Source organism: Comamonas testosteroni, from assembly GCF_000761245.1.
GTDB lineage: Bacteria > Pseudomonadota > Gammaproteobacteria > Burkholderiales > Burkholderiaceae_C > Comamonas > Comamonas testosteroni_C.
In genome coordinates this window covers 1-24,557 of sequence record NZ_AWOR01000069.1, presented here as the reverse complement: position 1 = coordinate 24,557, position 24,557 = coordinate 1, and the positions used below count along the sequence as shown (strand labels likewise).

Sequence of the window (24,557 nt, the reverse complement as noted above, 5' to 3'; positions counted from 1 at the left end):
CCATGCAGGCCGTGAAGTCGAAGGCATCAAAGATTTCTGCCGGACTTGCGAAGAAGCCGAAGCACATCAACTGGATGACGCGCGGGCCCCGGATGAAAGTCACCGCGCGATCAGTTGCGGACACACACCACCAGCCTTCGTCATAAGCGTCTTGCACTGCCAACTGGAAGTCGCCAACACAGCCGAAATAGATGTCGATATCGTTGATTTCGCGGCCAGTGAAAGCGCTTGTGAGTGCGCCGCCAGCGATGATCCCGCGCTCAGGCTGGAACGAATCGGCTGCCGCCATGATCTTGGCCAGCTCGGCCCGGTGCTTGGTGGCCGGTGAAATGTGCATTTCCATGGTTGCTCCTTGTGAAAAAAGAAAAGCGCCCTCGGATGAAGACGCTTTTGTTTTTGGCCCTGGTATCGCCCAGGGCAGGCGAGTGTTTTGATTAGATGGTGAGTGACTACATAGAGCCTCCGTGTTGTCCCCGGCGCGTTGTGGCCGCGCTGGTTGAGCCGGTTGAGTAGTGCATTTGCACTTCGCCATCAAGGTGACAGATGCTGCGGAATCGAACCGCGCAAGATTTACGCCGGCATCCGTTTGCAACCAGATGCCTGCAACACTTCGATATGAAGCCCACCCTGAGCCATTTGAGGGGAACTGCATCTGTCATCTTGATGGCCCCGCTTAGCCCTGCGGGGGAAGGCACATGCAGGCCGCATGCTGGCAAAGAGCACATTTCGGTCACCTCAAATACCTTTGTTAGAACGGATGCGACGCAATGAAGAACCTCAAATCGAAGATCCGAGCGGCCTTGAGGAGCCAACTTTCATAAGCAGCAGCTGGGGTCTTCTTGACTTCTCCACGAGCTGTTCTGCTTTCAGCGATCCACCCGCCGTGATGACGTCGTATCCGTGGTGGGTCACTCCACTTGGTGGTCGCTTCGCGCAGCGTCATACCTACGAACTGCTCCCACCATTCAGGCTGTGGCTGTTGGGCTTTTGATTTCTTAAATGGCCAGATCATGTGGACCTCCTTCAAACCACAGCACCCTCTAAGAAGATGCTCTGGTTTGTCCCGTATTGCGTGACGGTTGGCACTGCAGGATCTCCCAGCCGCTGCAGGCTTCCACCCCCGGCCTCAGAGAGACGCAGACCTCGGCGGCTGCTCAGCTACGGGATTCCTTCGCTGCTCTCGTCATTGGCTTGACCGCTGGCACTTTTGCGTTACTGCTTTGTGCTGCGATGGGTGTATTGCACCATTCGGTGTCATGCATGTCAATACCATTTGGTGTCATTGATGCGAAAATTTTTTGATTTCGACGTTGTGCGTCTGTTGATGGTTTCTACAGCAGGAGTTTTTAGCTGTGCATGGCTTCGATTTGTCGCATGTGATCTCGCACCTCTGTCACCACTGAAAGGGTGTAACCACGAGGCCCGTCATGCGTCATGACCGCCCATGCAGGGTTATGGGAGCGATAGGAATAGAGCGCGTGGGTAAAGTCATCCATGACTTTTTTGCAGAAAATATTCCCTGGCTCAATCTTCTGACCAAGTGCAGACAGAACTGACATAACGTCCATGAAAAATCGCTTTTGCCATGGTTCGGCTATAAAACGGCTTCCGTTCTTGTGCACAACCATGAGCTTTCCAATTCCCATCCAGTCAATCATGAGCGACATGTCTTCCGTCGCGTAAAGAACCCTAGCAAACATCACTTCTCCTAAAGCTTTGCGCCCATCCATATGGCGCGGCCTTGAACGGCGGTTTCTGTTGCACCATCCAGAACAATGTCATCGTGGTCAGGGTTATCTGACCTGGCAATCCAACCGTCCTCGGTCTTGAAAAACCGTTTGACCATCATTTCGCCATCCCAGCTGAAGGCGTAGATGTGGCCAGCTCTTGGCTCTCGGTCTGCTTTGTTGATCAGCAGCACAGCACCATCCTTGATGGTCGGCTCCATGCTGGCACCTTTGACGCTCACCACGGCCGCATTGGCTGGGCTCACTCCAGCATTGCGCAGGAAGTCGCGGCGGAACTGCAATGTTCCAGCTTCTTCAACAATTTCGACGACGCGGCCAGGTCCGGCTCCCAGTTCCACGGCCAGCAAGCTGACGCTCACAAAGTCGGAGGACTCTTCATCGCCATCGAGCGAGTACTTCGGCAGATCCAGCTTTTCCTCAATCTCACGGGCAAGCTCGGCCCCGATGTCGCGGGACCCCTGAAGCCGGTTGCTCCAGAAGCTGGACGATCTGCCGAGCAGGTTGACCAGGTCAGAGGGAGACCCCGTGTCTGGGTTCTTTCGGCTCACCCAGCCACGGCGGACACAAAGTGCATTCAGGTTGTGTTTTCGGATCTCAGATAAAGACGACATGCCCCGAATAGACATCATGAATGACACCATTTGGTATTGACACTGAATTGCACCATGTGGTGCAATGAGGCATGAACCTCAAAAAATACCTTATGGCGTTGTCGCCAACCGAACGCGGTGAGTTCGCTCGTCGCTGTGGAACGACCATCGGGCATCTCTCGAATGTCATGAATGGATACAAGCCTTGCTCTCCTGAGCTTGCCGTCGCGATCGAGCGCGAATCCAACGGCGACATCCGAGGCGAGGGACTTACCCAAAAGCTCGACTGGGCCTACATCCGCTCCAGTGCTGCGCACCTGACCGCAGAGCAGGCCGCCCCCGCGGGACAAGAGGCCGCGTGATGCCGTCAGAACGGGACGTCCATCCCTTCGAACGGTTTGTCCGAGCTTTCCCATGCGTGCATGGATACGTCCACGCGACTCGATGTCTGAGCGAATTTGAGCTCGTTGATGGACACCGAAAAGCTCCAGTCCTTGGGCGCGAACTTCTGCAGAGCTTCTGCAATCGCGTTTTCCAAATCTTCCACCGACACATTTTTCAAGGATGACGACATGAACCGCTCCGTTATTTTTGGCCTGAGCCAAGTTGCTGAAATTTATGGCCGCGCTCCGTTGTCTCCGGACGCCGCCACTCTGTACCGCCAAGCCACTGGAATTGAGGATGACCGCAAGTTCCTGGAACGCCTGGCTGAACTGGTGAAGGTTAGCAAGACATTCCCGGTGCCCGCTGACTTCAGGGTTGCTGATGAAGGTGAAGTTCATGTCTGAAGTTTCTGACAGCGCACATGAAAGGTCACGCAAGGCGTATGCAAGCGTTCTGCAAGGGATGAAAGAGGTTCGGCAGACGGCGATAGCGGCTGCAATGGGGATCTCCGAATCCACAGTAAGCCGGATCAAAAACGAGGACCTGGAAGGGTGCATCCAGTTTCTGTACCACGCTGGCTGGAAGCTGGTTCCCCAGGACTACCAATGCGTTCCAGAGGTCCAGGCCCGCGCATGGCTGGACTCGCATCGCCGCGAAGTGCAGCGCATGAGCGAGACGGAACAACTTTGGCCGGAGGTTTGACATGAGCTGGTCCGCACTTGCATGGGCAGTCCGCCAGAAGCTGCCGAGCACCCAGAAGCTGGTGCTGCTGATGCTGGCCGAGCGCCACAACGGAGACAGTGGCCAGTGCAACCCCAGCCACGACCTGCTGGCCGAGGACTGCGGCCTTTCCCGCCGCTCCGTGGTCGACCAGATCGGCAAGCTGGAAGAGGCCGGCTACCTGCGTGTCCTGCATCGGGCCCGTGGCAACGCAAAGTTGCCCAACCAGTACGTGCTGAACCTGCATTTCGGCGTGCCGGAGAAGGTCAAAAACATCCCCGATGACCCGTTTTTGGTAGTGAACGACGTTCACATGGGTAGTGAACCATTTGCACAAGGGGTAGTGAACGACGTTCACAAGGGTAGTGAACGTGCTGCACATAAACCAGGAATAGAACCAGGAATAGAACCAAATACTAAAAAAATACCAAAAAGCCGCGCTGCAAAACCTGAGGTTGAAAAACCTGAAGGTGTGACCGACACAACCTGGTCTGACTGGCTTGCTCATCGCAAAGCCAAGCGCGCACCGGTGACGCAAACCGCCCTGGACAACATCGCCTCAGAAGCCGCGAAGGCTTCGTACACCCTGGAAGACGCGCTCAAGACCTGCTGTGCCCGTGGCTGGCAGGGATTCTGCGCCGACTGGGTGCAGCCCCGCCATCAAGCCCAGCCCCAGGCACCGCGCCAGCTGCAGTCCTTTGCCGAGCGGGACCGTGAAGAGCAGATGCAGCGCTGGGAGCGCGCCACAGGACGGGTGCACCCAGACCGCCAGCAGCACATGCCGCGCAACGTCATCGACATCACGCCCCGCGGCGAAACGATGTTTTTGGAGTCCTGACCATGACGACAGAAGCTCTCAGCAGCATCCAGTGGCTCTTCGGAAAGCTCGGCGCGGCATACGGTGCAGCGTGGGACCGGAGTCTTGGCGCCACCCCCATCGAAGACGTGCAAGCCGAGTGGAACAAGCGCCTGTTGGGCTTCACCGCCGGCGATATCCGCTACGCGCTGGACCATCTGCCGTCCTCAAAACCGCCAAACGTCTTCGAGTTCCGGGACCTGTGCCGGGCCTCACCGAAGAAGCAAGTGCCGCTGCTCGAGCAGACACCGGCGAACCCTCAGCGAGTGGCCGAACTGGCAAAGCAAGTGCGCGAGTCCTTCGGCACAGAGACGAAGAAGGACCCCAAAGCCTGGGCCCACAAGCTGCAGAAGCGCCACGAGTCCGGCGAAAAGCTGGGCGCCCACCAGATCCGAGCCTACCGAGAAGCGCTGGGCCTCGCTGGCCGCCAGCCCTGGCAGTAAATCAATCAAAAGCAGGAGCAACGAATCATGATCACACTTACCCTTCCGTACCCTGTGAGTGCCAATCGCTACTGGCAAACCCGCGTCATCAAGCCCAAGGGCGGCAAGTTCTACCAGGCCATGACCTACGTCAGCGCCGAAGCCAAGGCGTTTAAGGATCTGGTGCACAAGCTGGCCATGGCCGCCGGTGTTAGAGCCCCCATCACTGGCCGAGTGGCCATCAGCTACACGCTGCACCCCCATTGCCCTCAGGACGCGCTTCGCCGTGCAAAGCGTGACCCTGTCGGCTGGGAAGACACCGTGCAATGCATGGACCTGGACAACGCCCAGAAGGTTCTGTTGGACAGCCTCAAGGGCGTTGTGATCGATGACGACAAGTGGGTGCGCAAGATCTCGGCAGAGCGTGGTGCACCGGTCACGGGCGGAAAGCTGGTGGTGACCATCACCCCGATTTCCCCAGTCCCTGTCATGACCACGCAAGAGCAGGGGGACTTGCTGGGGGCTCTGGTATGAGCCGCCTCGTCATCACCAAAGGCCAGGACGGGAAGCTGTGCGGCATGGACCCAGCAGGGCAGCGGGCCTATGCCCGGTTCCGGGCGGCGGTGGTGAGCATGCAGCCCGGCGACACCATGGCGTTCACCTTCCGCATGCCCCGCAACCCCAAACACCATGCGTTCTTCTTCAAAAAGCTGCAGATGCTGCTCGAGCGCACCGAAGCCTTCACAGAGCTGGACAAGCTCCGGGCCTGGCTGACGATGGGCGCAGGCTATGCAGACTTCGTGCCCGGCTTGGACGGCAAGCCCAACGCCATCCCGCGCAGCCTTGACTTCGACAGCATGGACGAAACCGAGTTCACGGAGCTGCACAGAGCCACAGACGAGTTCCTGTGGGGGCAGCACGCGCAATCAATCCTCTGGCCAGCATTGACGCCTGAACAGCGCTGGAAGTGTATGGAATCGTTCATGGAAGGGTTTCGACGTTGAAATTCAATGGTACCAGCGCCACAGCATCACATTGCGCTATTGAAATGGGAGCGTTTGTGGCGTGGGAGAACACAGCAGATGCCCGCGACTTCGCGCGCGCGCACGCATTTGGGAGGGGCAGCCATGATCGTTGAAGCCAAGCATGTGGACTGGTGGAGAGTGGTCACTGACCTGAACCGCAGCGGCTGGAGTATGGGCAGGCTCTCTGGTCGCATGGGAAAGCACAAGAGCTGGTTCGCGGCGCTGCGCAACACGCCGGGCACGCAACCCAAGTTCATGGACGGTCTGTCGCTGCTCTGCATCTGGTGTGAGGTGATGGGCAAGGGCTGGGAGGATGTGCCCACGGAGCGTCCCACGTTCAGCGCGCATCAGATTCGTTCGGGAACTTGACCCGCCAACACCTTGACACTGCGCGGTATTTCAAGGAGTACCGCAATGGCTACTGGTTCCACCCGCGCAGCATCCATCAAAACCCCCGGCGTTCAGACACCCGAGACACCGGAAGTTAACGAAGACCACGCATTCATGCCTGAGGGCGGTGCGCCAGTCGAAGACCCCGACTCCGCCGACCCAGCTGCCGCCGCGCCTGCCTTCGAGATGCCCGCCGACCTGGCCGCCTTCATCAAGGCCGAGATTGCCAAGGGCGTGGCAGCAGGCATGGCTGCCTTGCGCCCAGCTGCCGCCGCGCCTTCTGCTCGCGCCGAGCTTCCCTCTCATGCCGAAGCCATGAAGCAGGTGAAGAAGAACGGCGGCCGAGCCATTCTCTCTACCGAAGGCTATGTCTGCCCTCTGCCTGCTGATGTCGCCGTGCAGCGCGACGCCAACGGCTTTGCGAAGAGCTGACCATGTGCGGCGGCCTTGTTGGAAAAGCCCTGGATATCGTTGGCATCAACCCAGCCTCAGCGGCTGAGTCTTCTGCCAAGCGAGCCCAGGCAGACGCAGAAGCTCGTGCACAACAGCAAACGGCGCAAGCTGAGCAGAAGGCAGCCACGGCCGCCAATGCTCAGACGCAGATGGCGCGCCGTGCTCTGCGTGAAAACTCTCTCCTGAGCAGTGACTCTGCTCGCACCACTTTGGGGGTCTGATGCCCGTAGACGTCCAGAAAATCAAGCAGCGCCACACCGGCCTGGAAGCTGAAAAGCAGCTCAGCGTTGGCACATGGCGCGAGTGCTACCAGTGGACCAACCCGGCCCGCGGGGATGGCCTGGACAGCGTGATCATCTCCGCCACCGATGCGCAGAGCCAGAAGGCGCGCATCTTCGACAGCACGGCGCCCGAGTCCTTGAAGGTGGGTGTATCCACTCTGATGGGCGGCATGGTGCCTGCTAACAGCCGCTGGTTCGACATGGACGTGGGCCACGAGTCCGACGAGGAACGCGCCTGGCTGGACACTATGGCCAGGTTCATGTGGGAGAACATCCACGCGGCCAACTTCGACAGCGAGGCATTCGACAGTCTGCTCGACGCCTTCACCGCTGGCTGGTTCGTGATGTACATGGACGAGGCAGAAGAGGGCGGCTTCTACTTCGAGTCCTGGCCCATTGGTCAGTGCTGCATCGCTTCCAGCCGCGCCGCCGGCATCGTTGACACCGTGTACCGCCAGTTTGAGATGACCATCTCGCAGCTGGTGGCCGAGTACGGCCTCGACAACATCTCGGAGAGCTCCCGCGAGAAGTACCAGACCAACAAGCTGGACGAGAAGGTGTGCGTGCTGCTGGCCATCGAGCCGCGCGAGGTCTACGCCGTGGGCGCGCGTTTCGGAAAGAACATGCCTTTCTCGGCCTGCCATCTCGAATTCAACAGCAACCATGTGCTGCGCGAGGGTGGCTATCAAGAGTTCCCGTGCATGGTGCCGCGCTGGTACCGCCTGCCGAACTCTCCCTATGCAACGGGACCCGTCGCTGATGCGCTGCCCACCATCAAGACTCTGAACGAGGTGTTCAAGTGGGTTCTGATGGGCATGGAGTCCACCCAGGCTCCCATGCTGATCGCCGAAGACGATGGCGTCCTGAACCCGCGCAACATCAAGATGGGCCCGCGCAAGATCATCGTGGCCAACAGCGTGGAGAGCGTGAAGCCTCTGATTACTGGTGCAAACCCAGACGCAGGGGCTATCGCCGTTGAAGGCATGCAGGCCACGGTGCGCAAGATCCTGATGGCCGACCAGCTGCCCCCCGTTGAAGGCCAGGCCAAGACAGCCTACGAATGGCAGGTTCGCGTGCAGACACTGCGCCAGATGATGGGCCCCATGTTCGGCCGCTTCCAAGCCGAGTTCCTGCAGCCGCTCATCGAGCGCGCATTCGGCATCGTGTGGCGCGCCAACATCCGTAGCCGCTTCGCCCTAGTGGGCCAGCCTCCCCAGTCGCTGCTGAACCGCTCGTTCACCGTGCGCTACCTCTCCCCCCTAGCCCGCGCCCAGAAGCTTGAGGACGTCAGCGCCATGGACGTTTACGAGGCAGACCTGGCCAACAAGGCCCAGGCACTGCAAGACCCAGCCATCCTCGATGTCTACGACTGGGAAGAAGCCGCGCGCGAGAAGGCCCAACTTCGCGGCATCAAGCAAACCCTCATCCGCGATGCCCGCATGGTGATGCAGATGCGCCAGCAGCGGCAGGAAGCCAAAGCACAGGCCCAGCAGCAGGCCATGGCCGCACAAGGTCAGGCCGAGATGCAGGGCGCGATGGCTCAACGAGTAGCGAGGGCAGCATGAGCCAGGATGACGAACGACAGCGGCTGGATGGCCTGTACCACGACATCTTTGAGAAAGACCGACGCGGCCAGGCGATTTTCGAAGACCTCTACAAGCGCTTCGCCGCCAGCGCGAAGGTGCACTGCGAGGGCGGCATCGACGCCGTGCTGCAGACCTACCGCGATGCCGCACGGCGCGAGGTCGTCGAGTACATCGTGACTCGAGTCAACCGTGTGGCCGGCATTGATGACAGTCCAGGCGACGAAACGTAAGCAACCACCAACCCCAGCCCGCGCACAGCGGGCTTTATCACTTGAAGGAGAGCACTATGTCTGAAGCTGCAACCACCACCACAGCCGCCCCCGCACCTGCATCTGGTGCAGCACCCGCCCCGGCCGCAGCTGAATCCCTGTTGAGCGCGTCTGCTGGAGCGCCTGCACCGGCCCCGAGTGCTGCCGCGCCTGCTGCTGGTGGCGCCGACGATTTGTCCTGGCTGCCCGAGAAGCATCGCGTCAATGGCGCGGATGGTCAGATCGACATGGCGGCCAGCGCCAAGAAGCTGGGCGAAGCCTATGGCGCGCTGTCTCAGAAGCTGGGCCAGCCACCTGCAGTGCCAGCCAATGCAAGCGAGTACTCCTTCGACATCCCTGACCAGTTCAAGGATGTGGCCATGGATGAAACCATGTCCGCCGCCTTTCGTGAGCGAGCACACAAGGCTGGACTGTCGGTCGAGCAGTATCAATTCGTCATGGGAGAGTACTTCTCTCTGGTGCCGGAAATGCTCAACGGTGCGGCCCAGAAGACAGCAGACCAAGCTCGTTCTGCTCTGCAGCAAGTGTGGGGGACTGAATCCGAATACACCGCTGGAGTGAGCGCGGCTCAGCGCGCTATGCATGGTTTGCCTTCCGGTCTGGCCGAAGAAGCCGTGCAGGCTGGCCTGGGAACGAACCCAGCCTTTATCAAGATCATGGCCGCGCTGGGCAAGGAGATGCGTGAAGATCGCCCACCCCGCACCGGCACAGCATCGCCTGCTGCAAACGTGGATAGCCTCATGGCCTCCGAGGCATACCGCGACCGCAAGCACCCCCAGCATGCCGCTGTGAGCGCACAGGTTCGCCAGTACTTCGAACAGCAGAACCCCTAATCGTTCGGGATTTGAGACTTAACGCCGCTTGACACTTCGGGCCAACACAGGCCCGCCGTGGCAAGCGGACACCCTGCAACAGCCCGAGCAGAAGGCAAGCAAGCCGGCCGATCTGCCGTATTGCAGGCCCAGGCAACTGGACACCCTGAATGGCTGACACGTTCATTCAACTGGAGTATCCAAATGCCCACCATTCCTCAGTGGTTCGTGACTCAGTGGGATCGCACGATCCGTCATGAAGTCGCTCAAAAAGATTCCCGCCTTTCCGTCGCTGCTACTTCGCGCGGCACCATCGAAGGCGAAGCGTTCACTATCAACAAGCTGGGCGATGACGGCTCTCTGCTCGAAGAGAACACCGTGCGCCACGGCGACACCAACTGGTCGGTAGCCGATCACACCGCGCGTGTGGTGAACATGGCCGACTTCTATGAAGCTCTGCCTCTGGACCGTAACGACATCCCCAAGATGCTCGTGAACCCGGTTACCGGCGGCAACTACATGCAGAACCTGACGGCCAAGCGCAATCGCCGCCTGGACGACATCATCTATCGCGCTCTGCGCGGCACCCAGCTGCTCAAGGACGGCTCCAGCATCGTTCTGCCTACCAACCAGAAGATTGCTGCTGGCGGCGCCGGCTTCACCAAGGCCAAGCTGATCCAGGCGCGAAAGATTTTCCGCCGCAACGAAGCTGACAACCACAACGGTGAAGTTCTCAACATCACCTACAACGACGAGATGCTCGAAGACATCCTGAGCGACACCACGCTCACGTCTGCCGACTTCTTGGCCGTGAAGATGCTGCAGGAAGGCGATGTATCCCGTCGCTGGATGGGCTTCAACTGGATCCCCTACAACAACCTCGAGTTGATCGGTGGCGTCTATTACGCCGTCGCATGGTGCAATTCCGGCGTTCACTGGGGTGAAGGCTACATGGAAGGCAACGTCACCCGTCGCGGCGACAAGAAGGATGCCTGGCAGGTGTCCCTGGGCGCGTCTTACGGTGCAGGCCGCGAAGACGAAAAGAAGGTGGTCGAGATCGCCTTCCAGTGATCGGCCTGAACGAATAGGAGAACCAGACCATGGCTGAAATCAATTCCCGTCAGGCTGCGCTGATCGCTGCGAACAGCAAGGCTCTGTCCAACTCGGTGGGCAAGAAGCGCACGCTCATCATCACCAGCCCGGCCACGGCAGCCTGGGCCCAGAACGACACCATTGCCAGCGGCATTCGCATCCAGAAGGGTGCGCGCTTCCTGGCTTCGTCCAAGGGCTCTATGGCCGCGATGGGCGCTGGCGTCACGCTGAGCGTCGGCATCCGCGACTTTGCGACAAAGGCTGTGATCAATGCGGCCGGCATCGCATCGGCGGTGGATGTAGCGGCTGCTGGCCGTGTTGACCTGAACAACGGCGCACTGGTGGCTGCTGGCGTCGAGTACGTCGCGCCGCAGGACGTCGAGGTCTACGCCACTCTGGGTGGTGCAGCTCCCACTGCGAACGCTCAGTTCCGCCTGGAGATTGACCACATCACGTACGACTGACCACGGGCCGGGCCCTGGTTCGATGTGAAACAGCGGGGGCCGTGTGCCCCCGTTTTGCTTTGAGAGGATGCAATGGCCACCAACATCGAAATCTGCACGAATGCGCTGCTCCTGCTGGGAGACTCGGCCATTGCGTCATTGACAGAGAACACAGACCGCGCACGTCGCTGCGCAAACATCTACCCACAGGCAAAGCGCGATGTGCTGCGTGCCCACCCTTGGAACTGCCTTGTGCGCCGGGTGCAGCTGGCACCTTTGGCCCAAGCGCCAGCCTTTGGCTGGAATCAACAGTTCGCTGTGCCTGGTGATTTTCTGCGCCTGCTGGATGTGAGCGTGAACAGGTGCCAGGTGGACTTCGAATATGAAGACCGCAAGATCCTGGCCAATGCCACTGTCCTGAATGTCCGGTATCTAGCTGACCTGCCAGAAAGCGCCTGGGATGCGAACCTAACGGACATCATGATCAAGCGCATGGTCAAGGATCTGGCATACCCGATTACCAAGAGCACCAGCCTTGCACAGCTGAAGGCTCAGGAATTCGAGGTGGCCTGGAAGCGCGCCAAGTCGGTGGACGGGCAGGAGAACCCGCCGGAGGAATTCTCCAGCAACAGTCCATTTCTGGAGGCCAGACTCTAATGCCGCGACTGCAACTCATCACCACGAACTTCACGGCCGGCGTGCTCAGCCCACGTTTGCGAGGCCGTGCAGACATCGACAAGTTCAACAGCAGCATGAAGGTGGGCGACAACATGATTGTGGTGCGCCATGGTGGCGCCACGATCAGGCCGCCTCTGGCCTTCCTGGGTGGGGCAGGCAACCAAGCCCAGGCCGTCCGGCTGATCCCCTTCATCTTCACCCGTGACAGCTCCTACATGCTGGAGTTCGGACATCTGTACATGAGGGTTTGGAAGGGAGACGCACTCGTTCTTGACGGTGGCAGCCCATACACGATAGCCACGCCATACACAGCAGACCAGATTGCACAGATCGATGTGGCCCAGAGCATGGACACCATGATCATCTGTCACCCGGCACACCCTCCAAGGCGTCTGCTGCGGTATTCAGACAACCGCTGGACTCTTGGAGATGTGCCATTTAATCCTGGCGCCCTCGGCGAAATTGGCCACCGCGCGGCTGTGACCATGACCATCAGCGACCCGACAGTCGGGGCAGGCAGGACGCTGACAGCAGGCGGCGCGTTCTTCCTGGCTTCCGATGTTGGCCGCACCATTACCTGGGCGGGAGGTACGGCGACTATCACGGCGGTGGGAAGCAGCACCAGCGCAACGGCCACTGTCGATGTTGCCTTCTCTGCCTCATCAGCAGCGGCCAACACCTGGATTCTTGAGGGCACACCACAGACCACCATCACTCCAGCGACCGGAGCAAAGGATCTGCCCATAGGCTCCCAGGTGGCGCTGCCGCTGGGCGCGGATGGGTGGCGCTCTGAGGACGTTGGCAAGTGGGTTGAGCTCAGCGGCGGCTCGGTAAAGATCATCAGCATTGACAGCCCCACGGTGGCACAGGCAATCATCATGACCGTGCTGACCAACGATCTGGCCGTGCCCGCAGACGCCTGGATTCTGCGCGGCTCCATCTGGAACCAGTTCGACGGCTACCCCGCGACCTGCACATTCCACGAGCAGCGTCTGTGGTTCGCCAACACCGCGCGCTATCCGCAGTCCCTCTGGGGCAGCATGTCGGGGCTGTACTTCAACTTCACCCCTGGCACCAACGATGACTCGGCGGTGTACAAGACCGTCAGCAGCAACGAACGCAACCCCATCCTGTTCCTGCACAGCGGAGCGTCACTGCTGGTGCTGACTGCGGATGCTGAGTTCGAAGGCAAGGGCGGTGTGGAGAAGCCCATCACCCAGACAAACATGCAGCTGCCCATGATCACGCGCTGGGGTAGCGCTCCTGTGCGTCCTGTGCAGATTGGCACTGAGGTTCTGTACATGCAAGGTGGTGCGCGCGTGCTGCGCCGCATGTTCCCGCTTACTGCCGGCGGCTTTGACTCGAGCGAAGCAAGCATCTTTAGCGAGCAGATTTTCCGGCCTGGCATCGTGGGCATGACCTACCAGAAGGTGCCAGAGTCGATTCTGTTCCTGATTCTCGAAGACGGATCAGCGCTGGCTATGACCTACTCGAGCGAGCAGAACGTCTATGCGTGCACGCCCCTGCACACCGATGGCTTCATTGAAAGCATCGCCACCGTGCCTGTGGGCGCGGAAGACCGTACCTATGCTGTAGTGCGCCGAGAGGTCAATGGCAATACGGTTCGCTACATCGAGCGCCTGGACTGGGGCAGCGCGTGGGTGGACAGCGATCAAGTGCTGGGGCCGCATGATTGCCGAGCCGTACTGACAGATCCTGTCTCCAAAGCCACATGGACAGGCCTCGGCCACCTGGAAGGCAAGACGGTTTCGGTCCTGGCTGATGACATCGTGCAGCGAGACCTGACGGTATCGGGCGGAGCGATAACACTGACCAGGAACGCCAAAAAGGTATCCGTGGGGCTTCCATACACCGCGACGATTCAGCTGGAAGCGCCAGAAGTTGGCACGGGCACCGGCACGGCCCAGGGGCAAGCCACCAGCATGCACAGCATTCAGCTCAGGTTGCTGGCCAGCGTGGGAGGCACCGTGCAGTCAGGCAACAACCCGGCCGAGGATCTGCCATACAGAAAGCTAGACACGCTGGTCCTGGATCGCCCAGTCCCTGCTTTCACGGGGCTGCAGGAGGTTTCGGTAAGTGGTTGGGACAAAGAGTCCTTGCTCACAATCAAGCAGGACCAGCCTTACCCGTTCTTCCTCCTGGCCGTGATTCGCGGCATCACCATCAACGCGGGGTGACCATGGGAATTCGACAAGCAACCCTTGATGACCTGCCAGTCCTGATCAATCTGGGCGAGCTCATGCATGCGGAGAGCCCGCGCTTCAGCCGCATCACCTTTTCACCTGCGCGCCTTGGCCACACGCTGGCCGCCCTGGTTCAGTCCCCCATGGGCTTTGTCTGGGTGACGGAGACAGAGGCAGGCGAGGTGGTCGGCGGTCTGATGGCAACAGCGTTCCAGCACTGGGCCAGCGATGACCTGATGACCACGGACCTTGCTCTATTCCTGGCGCCAGAGCATCGCGGCGGCACTGCAGCTGCGCGCCTGACCCGCAAGTACCACCAGTGGGCCCGCGACCTGGGCGCCAAGCTGATCCAGCAGGGCGTGACCACAGGCGTGCATACCGATCAAACCGTCCAGCTGCTCGAGCGGCTGGGCATGAAGCGCTGCGGCGTAATTCTGGAGGCGTAAGCATGTGCACAGGACTTGAGTTTTTGGCAACCGCAGCGAGCACTGCATCGAGTGCAGCGGCGGCGGTAGGGGGCTGGGGCACGGTTGCCGGGGCGGCCGGCACTCTTTTCAGCGGCATCAGCCAGTATCAGGCGCGCTCGGATGCGGCTGTGGCCGCTGGCCAGCAGGCCGGGTACACAGCCGCCACTGCCGAACAGCAGGCCGACCTGATCCGGCGCCAGGGCCGGCGCGAGATTGGAGCAGCGCGGGCAGCCATTGCCGGAAACAACACGGCGCTGGATGAGTTCAGCCTGATCAACACCCGAGAGATTGCTCGTGCTGCTGAGCAGGATGCACAGATGACCATCCTCAGCGGGCGCCGCGAATCCGATTCACTGGCCCAGCAGGCAAAGGGCTATGCCAAGTCGGCCGGCAACTCCCTTGCCGGCTCTCTGCTTTCTGCTGGCGGTCAGGCGTACACAGGCTGGAAGGGCACGCAGCAAGTCACGCTGCCCGGCAATGATGCTGCCAGCCAGTTCTATTTCGGCGGCAAGAGTGGAATGGGGGACTGAGATATGGCACGCATACCAGCAGGGGAAGAGTTTGGTCAGCTGGCGGCACGGCCGCAGCGTGCGCCTGAGGTGGTGCCTGGCGCAAATGGCGAGGCCATCGGGCAGGCCGTGGCCGGCTTTGGTCAGGACCTGCAGCGGATCGATCAGCAGCAGCTGCGTGAGCGCAAGCAGTTGCAGGAGGCAGCAGACCGGGCCAATGCCGACACGATCATGCAGCGGGCCATGTCCTCTCTGGATGAAGCCAGCGATGCCATGGGCGTGGGCATCAAGGGTGGTCAGATCGCCAAGGACCAGGCCGCTCAGCAGTGGCAGCAGCAGTCCACGGACCTGATCAGCGGCGTGATGGGCAACGTGCCTGAGGCGCTGCGCGGTCAGGTTCAGGCCAGGCTGGACAGCCGAGCATCGCACCTTGGTCGTGGTGTTGGCAGGGCCGTGATGGAGCGTGACCAGTCAGACGTGCGCGCCGGCCTGGACCAGACACTGGAAACCGCCGGCCGCATGTACCTGCGCAATCCGCAAGAGGCCAACAACATGGTGGCCACTGCCTTCGAGCAGCAAGGCCCATTCAGCGGACTGGATGCCCAGCAGCTCGGCCGCATGCAGCAGAACTGGCGGGAGGCCACCCGGTTCAATAAGGCTGCCACGATGGTGCAGGACGCACGCAACAACAACGGCAGCCTGGATCAGGTGACCAAGGCGCTGGGCAGCGAAGAGTTTGCAGACTTGACGCCAGAGCGCCGGCTGCAGCTGTCCACCCAGATTGAAGGCTTCAAGACGAGCAATATCCAGCGCGCAGAGGCTGCCCGGGCCCGGGCAGAAGCTCAGGCCCGGGCACAGTTGGACCGAGCGCAGGCCGCGTACACCGCCGCCCAGGGCCTGGTCATGACCGGCAAAGCGCTCAGCCATGACTATGTGACGCAGTTATCCCAGACCGTTGCCGGCACACCGTTCGCAAAGGCTGTCCCGGAACTGGTGCGCCAGGCGCCGGAAATGAGCGCCTTCGGCACCCAGCCACTGGCAGTGCAACAACAGATCTTGCAACAGACCAGGGCGAAGCTGAACCAGACCGGCACCAGCCCAGAAATCGAAAAGAACGTAAACCGTATGGATTCGGTCTTCCAGCAGTCGGTAAAGGACTACCGTGAAGAGCCGCTACTGGCCGCCCAAGAGCGTGGCGTGCTCCCTTCCATCACAGCACTGGATACCTCAAGCATCGCTTCAATGATGCAGGGATTGGTAAAGCGTGCGGAGCAAGCATTTGTTGTCAGTGGTGTGGTTGGCCAGCCGGTGTCACCTTTGATGAGGACGGAGGTTGAGCAATTCAGCCGACTAGTTCAAGCACTTCCAGTAGAACAAAAGTCGTCTGCATTGGCTCAGGTTGCCAGCACCGTAGGCCCGGCCATGGCCTCGGCTCTTGGCCGCCAGATGGCGCCCAAGGATCAGGCGCTCGGAATCTCTCTTGGCATGGCCGGGAGCACGACTACTCAGGGACGCTACACCAGCGAGCTGGTCCTGCGCGGCTCGCAGGCTCTCAAGGACAAGGCGATCAAGGAGGACAACGCTGCAATCACAGGCGTTCGCGCGCGCATCGCCAGCGAGTACGGCAATGCTGTGTCAGGCCAGGCCCGGGAAACGCTGATCGATGCCGCACTGATGATCTATTACGGCAAGCAAGCAGAAGGCGGTGGCGCCATCTCCATCCCCGGCGCTGTGGCGCTTGCCTCTGGTGGCGTTGCGGAGCGCAATGGCCGTAAGTTCGTGCTGCCCTATGGTGTGCCGGCGAACGAATTCGAAAAGAAGCTGCAGCAGCTGAACAGCGGCGCCGTGGCCGGGCAGCTGCCTGACGGTCAGGTCTATGTCGGTCAGACACCCATGTCTGCTGACGATTTCGTCAAGAACCTGCCAAAGGCCGCGCTGATCACTAGTGGCAATGGCCGCTACACCGTGCAGGCCGGCGGCGGCCTGGTCACCAACAGCCGCGGCCAACCCGTGTTTGTGGAGGTCAAGTAATGTCGCTTCTCGATGCATACCAGGAAGACTTCAACATCCAGGCAACGGATTTGTCCCAGCGCCCGGGCCAAGCGCCCAGGCAGGCGCCACGCTTCAGCCTGTGGGGCACGATAAGTGCTGCACCGAGGGGATTGGCTGCAGGCGCCACGGATGTGGCCGGCTCGACGGCTGATGTGCTTGGAGCCTTTGGCCAGGTGCTGGCCACTACCGAGGGCAGCGCAGGCGGAATGTTCTCCACCCAGTCAGATGATGAGCGGCGCCAGTCCCAGGACGCCACGCGCAAGCTGCTCGAGCAGGGGCCGGACTATATGTCCCCCGCCGGGCGCGTGGTCCGCGATGCTGGGCGCTCGATGCTGCCGGACCCGCTGACCACCCATGCAGCAGAGGTTGCTGTGTCAGAACTGTTCCGTGTGGGTGGCAAGGCCGTGGGCGCGATGCTGGTGACGGGCAACCCGCTTGCAGGCGCCGTCATCTCAGGTACGGAAGAGGGCTTCACCCAGTCCGACCGCCTGGCTATGGAAGGCGTGGACGTTGGCACCCGCACGGCAGTCGGAGGCGTGACGGCGGCAGTGCAGGCAGCGACCTTTGCGCTGCCGGTGGCAGGCAAGACGGTTGGCCAGACGGTGGGGCTGGCATTGGGCGGCGGCCCGGTGGCCTACATCGGGCAGCAGGCGGCCGTGCGCGAGATCCTGCAGCGGGCCGATTATTCGAAGCTGGCCGATCAGTACGATCCCTTTGACCCGGTGGGCCTGACCCTCTCCACACTGCTGCCGCTGGGCTTTGGCGCCATGGCCATGCGCAGCGCCCGGGTGCGAGGTGCTGCAGCAGCCGAGGCGGCCCGCGCCGGCGAAGCGCCGCCTTCTGCACGCACGCAGGTTGCCGAGGCGGTGCAGGGCATGGGCCGGGTGTCTGATGACGTGGTGGATGCCGCCCGGGTGCTGCAGATCCGCGAGGCGGTTGATAGCTGGAACCTGGGCCGGGCCGGCGACATCGAGGCCGCGAATGCACACCTGAACGCCATGGCCCGGGCTGCCGACCAGCTGAGCCTCGGCACGCGCGCCAGCGTGACAGACCTGCTGCCAGTCGAAGTACTGCGCAGCACCAGGGTGATGGACGACATGATTGCCCGCATGGAGAGCCAGCGCATCGAGCTGCTGGCCGATGCAGCAGGCCGGGCAGACCCCGGGGCGGTGCGCGAGATGCGCCTTGAGTTGGACAGCCTGCGCGCCCAGGTGCCGGATACATCCCTGCCGGCGGTCAATGTGCTGGCCCGCGACCTGCAGAAGGCCGAAGGCATCAGCTTCAAGAAGGCCAAGGCCCAGGCGCAGCGCCAGTTGAATGACCTGCGCGACGAGTACTCGGCCCGCATTGCGCGCATTGAAGGCGCCCTGGACCAGAACGCGGCAGCCCAGCAGTCCTTCGACGCTCTGAACGTGCTCGACCGCCAGCTCAATGTGATCCGCGCAGACCGCGCCTCCATCGATGCGCCGCCCACTGCCCGCAACCCGATTGCAGAAGCTGCTGGAATGGTGGCAGAGCAGGGCAGTGCTGGCCGTGCCGCGCGTGCACCAGAGCAGGCAGCAGCCCCGGCCGCACGCGCCGAAGCAGCACCGGCCCGGGCAGAGCTAGCCGCACCAGGCCGGCAAGAGCCGACAGCCGGCGGCATGCAGGCAGAAAACGAGATTGCAGGGCTGGAGGCCAGGGCGGCCGACATTGAAGCCTTGGCACCGGACATGCCGATCAGGCTGGAGGGGATGGATGCGCCAGAGCCGCTATCCCAGCTGATGGCCCGCTTGCGTCAGGAGATGGCCGACGAGCTGCAGGATGTGCCACTGCTGCAGGTGGCGGCTGAATGCGCGATCAGGACGCAATGATGCTCAGCACGCCAAGGCCCACGCCCACCACCACAAAGCCGCCCATGATGAGCAGGTACTGCTTGAGTGCGAACAGGGCATGCCGCCAGCTACCGCTCATGGCCCAGATGGCCAGGGGTACGACAGACACCAGGGCCGCAAGCGCGCCCAGGAATTTGATGGTCCAGAGAAAGGTTTCCATATGGCTATGAAGCCGCAGTGTATCGCGGCAGTTTCCCAGGCCGCCGGCCGGAAGCTGACCCCATCGGAAATTCAGGGCATTGAGGACAGGCTGTCTGCCGCCATGCGCAGGCTGGCCCGTGACGATCCTCAAGGCTGGATGGCCAAGCCCTACGATCAGCAGGTCCTGGAAGGCTCGCAGCTGGCCATGCAGGAGATGCAGGCCGAGGCACGGCGCAAGCTACAGAACGCCAAGCGCCAGATAGTGGCCACTGCCGCCACAGAGCAGCGCGTGAAGGACCTGCAGACCAACCTGAGCTCGGGCCGCAGCAATGCCCTGGTGGAGGACATCAACAACACCAACCTGTATGCGGATGGCATCAAGCGCCAGGCCATGTCCCAACTGATGGATTTGGTGGAGGCCACGGCCAGCCGGCAAGACGCCAGCCTGGGCCGACGCGCACTGATGTTCCTCTTCGATGCCCAGAACCCGCAGATGACCAGCGACCTGATTGCCGAGATCTTTGCCAAGGGCCAGGGCAACACTGGCAACCAGCTGGCACAGGCCGGCGCCAAGGCTTGGCTGGGAACCATCGAGAACTTGCGCCAGCGCTTCAATGCCGCCGGCGGCGATGTAGGGCGGCTGGACTATGGCTACATGCCTCAGGCCCATGACTCTGCACGGGTGCGCGCCGCCGGAATGGACGAGTGGGCCGGCAAGACTCTGCCCCTGCTTGACCGCAGCCGCTACCTGCGCGCAGATGGCAGCCGCATGAATGATGGCGAAGTGCTGGACTTCCTGCGCTCGGCCTGGGGAACAATCTCCACGGACGGTCTCAACAAGCTGGTGCCCGGCCAGTTCCAGGGAAGCGGAGCGCGCGCCAACAACCGTGCTGACTCTCGGCAGATCCACTTCGCAGACGGGCAGGCCTATCTGTCCTACAACGAGCAATTCGGCATGGGCACCATGTACGACGCCATGCGAGGGCATGTGGGCGGCATGGCCCGCGATATTGGGCTGGTGGAGCGATACGGCCCCAACCCGAATGCCCAGTTCAAGCTGCAGAACGATTTGGCCAAGCAGGCAGACGGTGGGCTCAAGCGGGTGGCTGGCAATTTCCCGCAGGCCTATTGGGACATCGTCACCGGTGTGACAGGCTCGCCGGAGAGTGCCCGGCTTGCGCAGGTAAGCCAGGACATTCGCAACATTCAGACGGCTGGCAAGCTGGCCGGCGCGGTGATCTCCAGCATCACCGATCTGGGCACCATCATCACGACCACCGGCTACAACAAGCTTCCGTATTGGGACCTGCTGCGCAACACGGCGCGGGCCGGATCGGCAGAGGCCAAGGAGTTCGCGAATACCCACGGCATGATCGCCGAGTCCATGATGAGCGACCTAAACCGCTTCGCCGGCGAGAACATCCGCCATAACTGGAGCGGCGCGCTGGCCAACAGCACCATGAAGCTGTCGTTCATGAACTGGTGGACGGACACCCTGCGCCGAGGCTTCAGCATGACCATGATGCAGGGGCTGGGCCGGCTGTCAGAAACGCGCTGGGGCGACCTGACCGAATGGGACCGATCACACCTGGGGCGCAAGGGGATCACCGAGGCCGACTGGGATGTGGTCAACCAGGCGCAGCTGACCGACTATCGCGGCGCCAAGATGTTGACGCCCGAATCCATTGCAGCCGGCGGCAACCCACGCGCCAATGAGGTGACGGGCAAGATTCTGGGCTTCATCACCGATGAGAGCGAATATGCGGTGATGAACCCAGATCTGGCCACCAAGGCGATCCAGACATGGGGCGGCAAGCAGTCCGGCACCGGCCTGGGTGAGTTGGCACGACTGGTGATGCAGTTCAAAAGTTTCCCCATTGCCATGATCACCCGGCACTGGCGCCGCATGTTGGAAGGCGATCGAGGCTTGGACGGCGCACCGCTGGCTGCCAACCGTCTGGCCTATGCCTCGGGCATGGCTCTGACCAGCGTTGCCCTGGGCGCCATCGCATTTCAGACCAAGCAGATCATCGCCGGCAAGGACCCGGTAGACATGACTAAGCCGAAGTTCTGGACACGAGCGGCTGCGCAGGGCGGCGGCCTGGGCTTTGTGGGCGACATCCTGTTGGGCGACACCACGGAAGACCGCAGCCCACTGGACACCACGGGCCGGGCGCTGCTGGGCCCATCCTTCGGCAGCCTGTCGGAACTGGTGGAGCTGACCAAAGGAAACTATGACGAATGGGCGGCCGACAAGGAAACGCACGTTGGTGCGGAGGCGCTGCGATTTGCCAGATCCCATCTGCCTTATGTGAATCTTTGGTACGCCCGTGCTGCAATGGATCACGCTTTCATGCAGGATGTGCAGGAGAACCTGAGCCCGGGCTATATGGGCCGAATCCGGCAGAAGGCCTACAAGGACTGGGAGCAGGGATTCTGGTGGGAGCCTGGAGAAACGGCGCCTTCGCGCGCACCAAACTTTGAAGCTATCGGAGGTCGATGATGCGGCAGGATCAATTTGAGGCGCTGCAAAAGCGCAGTGAAGAGCTGGTGGACAGGTTCCTCGAGGAAAGCGACCCACAGGCATGGCCCGGCGCAGGCGTGCCGGTGTCGGCCATGGACAAGCAGACGCGCGGCGATCTGTACTGGGTGAAGAAGAATGCGGTGGCCACCTTGGCCTGTGCCCAGCGCATCGTTGGGTTGGTGGGCCAGATTCGCCAGCGCACCTCGAACCCGGAGAGCCCAGAAGACCCAGCGGCCGTGACCGCTGGCGAAGATTCGCTGGACGACGAGGTTGTGGCCGCCGAAGCGGAAGCAGCTAGGCTGATGAATCAGGTGCTGCAGTCTGTCAAGAAAGAACAGTTCGACAAGCGTGTCCATGGCAAGTCGTGAAATCAGCTTCCCGGCCTTCTATGTGATGTGGGGCCGGCATCGCGGCTGGGATGTGCCGCCCGTGCACATGCGCGTGTGCAACTGGCTGCAAGAGGGCTGGAGCTTGGGCGTGCTGCGCGCACACCGTGGCTTTTCCAAGTCAACCATCCTGGCCGTATACAACGCCTGGCGCTATTACCGCGACCCGGCTTATCGCATCCTGCACCAGTCGGAGGCTGACGGCACAGCGGAGAAAACCAGCCGCGACACACAGAACGTGCTGCGCAACCACCCTTTGACCCGGGGCATGTTCCGTGACGGCGGTGTGCGCGAATGGTGGGTGGAGGGCGCGACCGACCCACGGAACGCCAGCATGTCGGCCCGGGGCATCCTGTCCAACGTGACCAGCGCCCGCGCGGACGAGTGCCAGAACGATGACGTTGAAGTCCCCCGGAACATCCAGACGCCAGAGGCGCGCGAGAAGATGCGATACCGCCTGGGCGAGCAGGTGCACATCTTGGTGCCCGGTGGTCGACAGCTGTACATCGGCACCCCGCACACCCACGACAGCCTCTACGACGAGATCGAATCTATGGGCGCCAGCTGTTTGACCATCCCCATGTTCGGCCATGAGCATCGGATCGAGGACGCCAAGCGCGCAGCCTACGATTTGCCATTCGTGCCGGAATACGTGTTCTCCGGAATCGGAAAGCAATGCCGCCTGCTTGTGGCTGGCCGGGATTACCAGATGCAGGGCCAGCGGATGGTGTTCGCTGCAGCGCCTGGCGGGCTTGTCGACTGCTATGCCGGTGTGGCGTGGCCAGAGCGCTTTGATGGTGAAGAGTTGGAGAAGCGCCGCAAGAAGACCCGCACCATCAACGAATGGGACAGCCAGTACCAGCTGCATAGCAGGCCTGTGCACGAGGTGCGCCTGGACCCAGCCAAGATGCAGGGCTATGACTGCGAGCCGCGTTTTGTCACGCAGAACCGTGTTTTGACCATGTGGCTGGGAGCGGTGCAGATCGTGTCCTGCTCGGCGCGATGGGACCCCAGCAGCGGCAAGACCAACAGCGATACCTCAGGCTTTGCATTCAACCTGCAGGACGCGGCGGGCCGGCACTATTGGCATCGCTCGGAGAAGCTTGAAGGCGAGATAGCCTCCACCAGCGAGGACGGTCGGCGCATCACCGGCGGCCAGGTCATGCAACTGTGCGACCTGATTGAGAAATACCGCATACCTCAGGTGACCGTGGAGACCAACGGTATCGGCGGCTTTGCACCCAGCTTCTTACGCATGGCCCTCAAACAGCGGCGTTTGCGCTGCGGCATCGTGGAAGAGCAGAGCGTGGCCAACAAGAACGCCCGGATTCTGGAAGCCATGGAACCGCTGCTTACCAGCGGCATGCTCTGGGCCCATGTCTCTGTGATCGACGGCGATGCATGGGACGAGATGAAGGACTGGAACCCTGCTGTGAAGCAGCAACCAGATGACCTGATCGATGCCGAAGCAGGCGCTATCACGGCAACGCCTGTGCGCATTGGCAAATCGTTCGGGAATGCAGACCCGCACCAAAACGACGATTGGCGCCCATCAACGGGCGTATTTGAAGCAGCGCTCGAGCCCTGAGCGGCTTCAGCCAGTGGGGCCGCTCTCACGCAGAGAGGCCCCTAAATGCCGGTCGAACAACAGACCCCATTCAATGAATACACAGGCAACGGTGTCACCACCGTTTTCGCCTTTCAGTTCCAGGTCCTTATTGCGACTGACCTTGCCGTTTTTGTGGATGGAGCAATCAAGGCGAACGGAACCGACTACACGATTACAGGCGTAGGCAGCCAACAGGGTGGACAGGTCACTTTCTCAGCAGCACCTGCATCCGGCGCAGATGTACTGCTTGCCCGTGAGATGGTTTTTGCTCGCGACACCGATTACCAGACCAACGGGGACCTGCGCGAGGCCGTTTTGGACCGCGACTTTGACCGCATCTGGCTGGTGCTGCAAGGCATCGCGTCGTCTGTCGGTACAGCGCTACGCCTCCCGTTCCCGGAGCAAGCCGCAGCATTGCCTAGCTTCATCTCCCGTCGCGACCGAATACTGGGCTTCAACTCAGTTACCGGTGTTCCTGAAATGACAAGCTTCACCATGACGCAAGTAGCAAGCGCAATTGCTGCTGCGTATGGAACAGGAAGCACGCTAGATGCTCTTACGTTTCTGCAAGCAGGTTTTGGAGCAGTACCCAGGACAGCACAAGATAAGAGTCGAGAACTTCGCACCCCGCAAGACTATGGGGCAATAGCAAATGGACTATCCGATGACACAGATGCGTTGAATAAAGCTTTTGTTGGGCCGGTAACTCTTACTAAAGGTATTTATTTAGGAAATCCATTTGCAGTATCAAGACTATTCCTTAAAGGAATTGACGCTGAAATAAAGAAGCTTGATTCCTCTGGGAATATCATATCTCTTGATAGCGCAGACAATAGCTGCATCACCGACATACGTATTCGTGCCAACAAGGGTGGAAATGCTGATGCAAGCGGCCATCATATAGCTGTTGCGGACGGAAAAGAGATGTCTTTCAGCAATATAGACATCCTTGGTGCAGAAGGAAAGGGTGCAGGGTTATTATTTTATCCAAATGCCATACCTTTCCAAGAAAGGATAATTGTCACAAATATTCGAGGATCAT

At 61.0% G+C, this 24,557-nt stretch carries 30 protein-coding genes; 24 read left to right on the top strand and 6 right to left on the bottom strand.

Annotated elements, in window-relative coordinates; genetic code table 11:
• The 4 genes from P353_RS21540 to P353_RS21525 all read right to left on the bottom strand — a co-directional run.
• Positions 1 to 343, bottom strand: a 343-nt coding sequence (locus P353_RS21540) for a hypothetical protein (protein ID WP_034374355.1), incomplete at its 3' end; no start/stop codon positions are given.
• Positions 344 to 748: 405 nt separating this feature from the next.
• Complete coding sequence (locus tag P353_RS21535; protein WP_034374353.1) at positions 749 to 1,012, bottom strand: hypothetical protein; 264 nt, start codon at positions 1,010 to 1,012, stop codon at positions 749 to 751.
• 334 nt (positions 1,013 to 1,346) lie between these two features.
• Entirely contained in the window at positions 1,347 to 1,730 is a 384-nt protein-coding gene (locus tag P353_RS21530) for a hypothetical protein (protein ID WP_034374350.1), read from the bottom strand.
• The gene (locus P353_RS21525) at positions 1,709 to 2,377 is read right to left on the bottom strand and encodes a S24 family peptidase (RefSeq protein ID WP_232776776.1); all 669 of its coding nucleotides are present in this window, start codon (positions 2,375 to 2,377) and stop codon (positions 1,709 to 1,711) included. The genes P353_RS21530 and P353_RS21525 overlap by 22 nt, the downstream gene beginning before the upstream one ends.
• A 53-nt stretch (positions 2,378 to 2,430) precedes the next feature.
• Between P353_RS21525 and P353_RS21520 the strand changes: the two genes are divergently transcribed.
• On the top strand, positions 2,431 to 2,700 hold the full coding sequence (locus P353_RS21520; protein WP_034374345.1) for a YdaS family helix-turn-helix protein: 270 nt from the start codon (positions 2,431 to 2,433) through the stop codon (positions 2,698 to 2,700).
• A 5-nt stretch (positions 2,701 to 2,705) separates the two neighbouring features.
• Here the strand turns inward: P353_RS21520 and P353_RS21515 are convergent, their stop codons facing one another.
• Positions 2,706 to 2,912, bottom strand: coding sequence for a hypothetical protein (locus tag P353_RS21515; RefSeq protein WP_157839643.1), 207 nt, complete (start codon positions 2,910 to 2,912; stop codon positions 2,706 to 2,708).
• Between P353_RS21515 and P353_RS21510 the strand changes: the two genes are divergently transcribed.
• The 19 genes from P353_RS21510 to P353_RS21415 all read left to right on the top strand — a co-directional run bounded on the left by P353_RS21510 (position 2,911) and on the right by P353_RS21415 (position 18,834).
• Entirely contained in the window at positions 2,911 to 3,126 is a 216-nt protein-coding gene (locus P353_RS21510) for a hypothetical protein (RefSeq protein ID WP_034374339.1), read from the top strand. The two genes, P353_RS21515 and P353_RS21510, sit on opposite strands and share 2 nt — an antisense overlap.
• Positions 3,119 to 3,424 (top strand): hypothetical protein, encoded by a 306-nt coding sequence (locus P353_RS21505; RefSeq protein WP_034374336.1) that lies wholly within the window; start codon positions 3,119 to 3,121, stop codon positions 3,422 to 3,424. The genes P353_RS21510 and P353_RS21505 overlap by 8 nt, the downstream gene beginning before the upstream one ends.
• A gap of 1 nt (position 3,425) precedes the next feature.
• The gene (locus P353_RS21500) at positions 3,426 to 4,280 is read left to right on the top strand and encodes a helix-turn-helix domain-containing protein (RefSeq protein ID WP_034374335.1); all 855 of its coding nucleotides are present in this window, start codon (positions 3,426 to 3,428) and stop codon (positions 4,278 to 4,280) included.
• A gap of 2 nt (positions 4,281 to 4,282) precedes the next feature.
• Positions 4,283 to 4,741 (top strand): hypothetical protein, encoded by a 459-nt coding sequence (locus tag P353_RS21495; RefSeq protein WP_034374331.1) that lies wholly within the window; start codon positions 4,283 to 4,285, stop codon positions 4,739 to 4,741.
• A gap of 27 nt (positions 4,742 to 4,768) precedes the next feature.
• Complete coding sequence (locus tag P353_RS21490) at positions 4,769 to 5,254, top strand: RusA family crossover junction endodeoxyribonuclease (RefSeq protein WP_034374328.1); 486 nt, start codon at positions 4,769 to 4,771, stop codon at positions 5,252 to 5,254.
• Positions 5,251 to 5,724 carry a DUF1367 family protein gene (locus P353_RS27675; RefSeq protein WP_052084966.1) on the top strand — a complete coding sequence of 158 codons (474 nt, stop codon included), beginning with the start codon at positions 5,251 to 5,253 and terminating at the stop codon, positions 5,722 to 5,724. The genes P353_RS21490 and P353_RS27675 overlap by 4 nt, the downstream gene beginning before the upstream one ends.
• Positions 5,725 to 5,847: 123 nt before the next feature.
• Positions 5,848 to 6,114, top strand: coding sequence for a hypothetical protein (locus tag P353_RS21480; protein WP_198529111.1), 267 nt, complete (start codon positions 5,848 to 5,850; stop codon positions 6,112 to 6,114).
• A gap of 45 nt (positions 6,115 to 6,159) precedes the next feature.
• Positions 6,160 to 6,567 (top strand): hypothetical protein, encoded by a 408-nt coding sequence (locus P353_RS21475; RefSeq protein ID WP_157839642.1) that lies wholly within the window; start codon positions 6,160 to 6,162, stop codon positions 6,565 to 6,567.
• A gap of 241 nt (positions 6,568 to 6,808) precedes the next feature.
• Positions 6,809 to 8,434 (top strand): portal protein, encoded by a 1,626-nt coding sequence (locus P353_RS21465; protein ID WP_034374317.1) that lies wholly within the window; start codon positions 6,809 to 6,811, stop codon positions 8,432 to 8,434.
• A complete protein-coding gene (locus P353_RS21460) occupies positions 8,431 to 8,685 on the top strand; it encodes a hypothetical protein (RefSeq protein ID WP_034374315.1) in 255 nt (84 codons plus the stop codon). Before P353_RS21465 ends, P353_RS21460 begins: the two co-directional genes overlap by 4 nt.
• 56 nt (positions 8,686 to 8,741) lie before the next feature.
• The gene (locus P353_RS29655) at positions 8,742 to 9,557 is read left to right on the top strand and encodes a hypothetical protein (RefSeq protein WP_034374312.1); all 816 of its coding nucleotides are present in this window, start codon (positions 8,742 to 8,744) and stop codon (positions 9,555 to 9,557) included.
• 183 nt (positions 9,558 to 9,740) lie between these two features.
• Entirely contained in the window at positions 9,741 to 10,607 is an 867-nt protein-coding gene (locus P353_RS21450) for a phage capsid protein (protein ID WP_034374311.1), read from the top strand.
• A gap of 29 nt (positions 10,608 to 10,636) precedes the next feature.
• Positions 10,637 to 11,092, top strand: a complete 456-nt coding sequence (locus P353_RS21445) for a hypothetical protein (protein WP_034374307.1) — start codon at positions 10,637 to 10,639, stop codon at positions 11,090 to 11,092.
• Positions 11,093 to 11,164: 72 nt separating this feature from the next.
• Positions 11,165 to 11,728, top strand: a complete 564-nt coding sequence (locus P353_RS21440) for a hypothetical protein (RefSeq protein ID WP_034374304.1) — start codon at positions 11,165 to 11,167, stop codon at positions 11,726 to 11,728.
• On the top strand, positions 11,728 to 13,947 hold the full coding sequence (locus P353_RS21435; RefSeq protein WP_034374302.1) for a hypothetical protein: 2,220 nt from the start codon (positions 11,728 to 11,730) through the stop codon (positions 13,945 to 13,947). Before P353_RS21440 ends, P353_RS21435 begins: the two co-directional genes overlap by 1 nt.
• 2 nt (positions 13,948 to 13,949) lie before the next feature.
• On the top strand, positions 13,950 to 14,399 hold the full coding sequence (locus P353_RS21430) for a GNAT family N-acetyltransferase (RefSeq protein WP_034374299.1): 450 nt from the start codon (positions 13,950 to 13,952) through the stop codon (positions 14,397 to 14,399).
• Between the two features lie 2 nt (positions 14,400 to 14,401).
• Positions 14,402 to 14,950 (top strand): hypothetical protein, encoded by a 549-nt coding sequence (locus tag P353_RS27670; RefSeq protein ID WP_052084965.1) that lies wholly within the window; start codon positions 14,402 to 14,404, stop codon positions 14,948 to 14,950.
• A 3-nt stretch (positions 14,951 to 14,953) separates the two neighbouring features.
• The gene (locus P353_RS21420) at positions 14,954 to 16,960 is read left to right on the top strand and encodes a hypothetical protein (protein WP_034374296.1); all 2,007 of its coding nucleotides are present in this window, start codon (positions 14,954 to 14,956) and stop codon (positions 16,958 to 16,960) included.
• Entirely contained in the window at positions 16,960 to 18,834 is a 1,875-nt protein-coding gene (locus P353_RS21415; protein ID WP_034374294.1) for a hypothetical protein, read from the top strand. The genes P353_RS21420 and P353_RS21415 overlap by 1 nt, the downstream gene beginning before the upstream one ends.
• Here P353_RS21415 and P353_RS21410 read toward each other — a convergent pair.
• Positions 18,821 to 19,015 (bottom strand): hypothetical protein, encoded by a 195-nt coding sequence (locus P353_RS21410; protein WP_034374291.1) that lies wholly within the window; start codon positions 19,013 to 19,015, stop codon positions 18,821 to 18,823. The two genes, P353_RS21415 and P353_RS21410, sit on opposite strands and share 14 nt — an antisense overlap.
• Here P353_RS21410 and P353_RS21405 point away from each other — a divergent pair, their 5' ends adjacent.
• The 4 genes from P353_RS21405 to P353_RS21390 form a co-directional block, all read left to right on the top strand.
• Positions 19,016 to 21,499, top strand: a complete 2,484-nt coding sequence (locus P353_RS21405; RefSeq protein ID WP_034374289.1) for a hypothetical protein — start codon at positions 19,016 to 19,018, stop codon at positions 21,497 to 21,499.
• Positions 21,499 to 21,888, top strand: coding sequence for a hypothetical protein (locus P353_RS21400; RefSeq protein WP_034374358.1), 390 nt, complete (start codon positions 21,499 to 21,501; stop codon positions 21,886 to 21,888). Before P353_RS21405 ends, P353_RS21400 begins: the two co-directional genes overlap by 1 nt.
• Positions 21,875 to 23,494, top strand: coding sequence for a phage terminase large subunit (gene terL, locus P353_RS21395; RefSeq protein ID WP_034374287.1), 1,620 nt, complete (start codon positions 21,875 to 21,877; stop codon positions 23,492 to 23,494). Before P353_RS21400 ends, terL begins: the two co-directional genes overlap by 14 nt.
• A 45-nt stretch (positions 23,495 to 23,539) precedes the next feature.
• A partial coding sequence (locus tag P353_RS21390) for a hypothetical protein (protein ID WP_034374284.1) occupies positions 23,540 to 24,557 on the top strand: 1,018 nt, incomplete at its 3' end.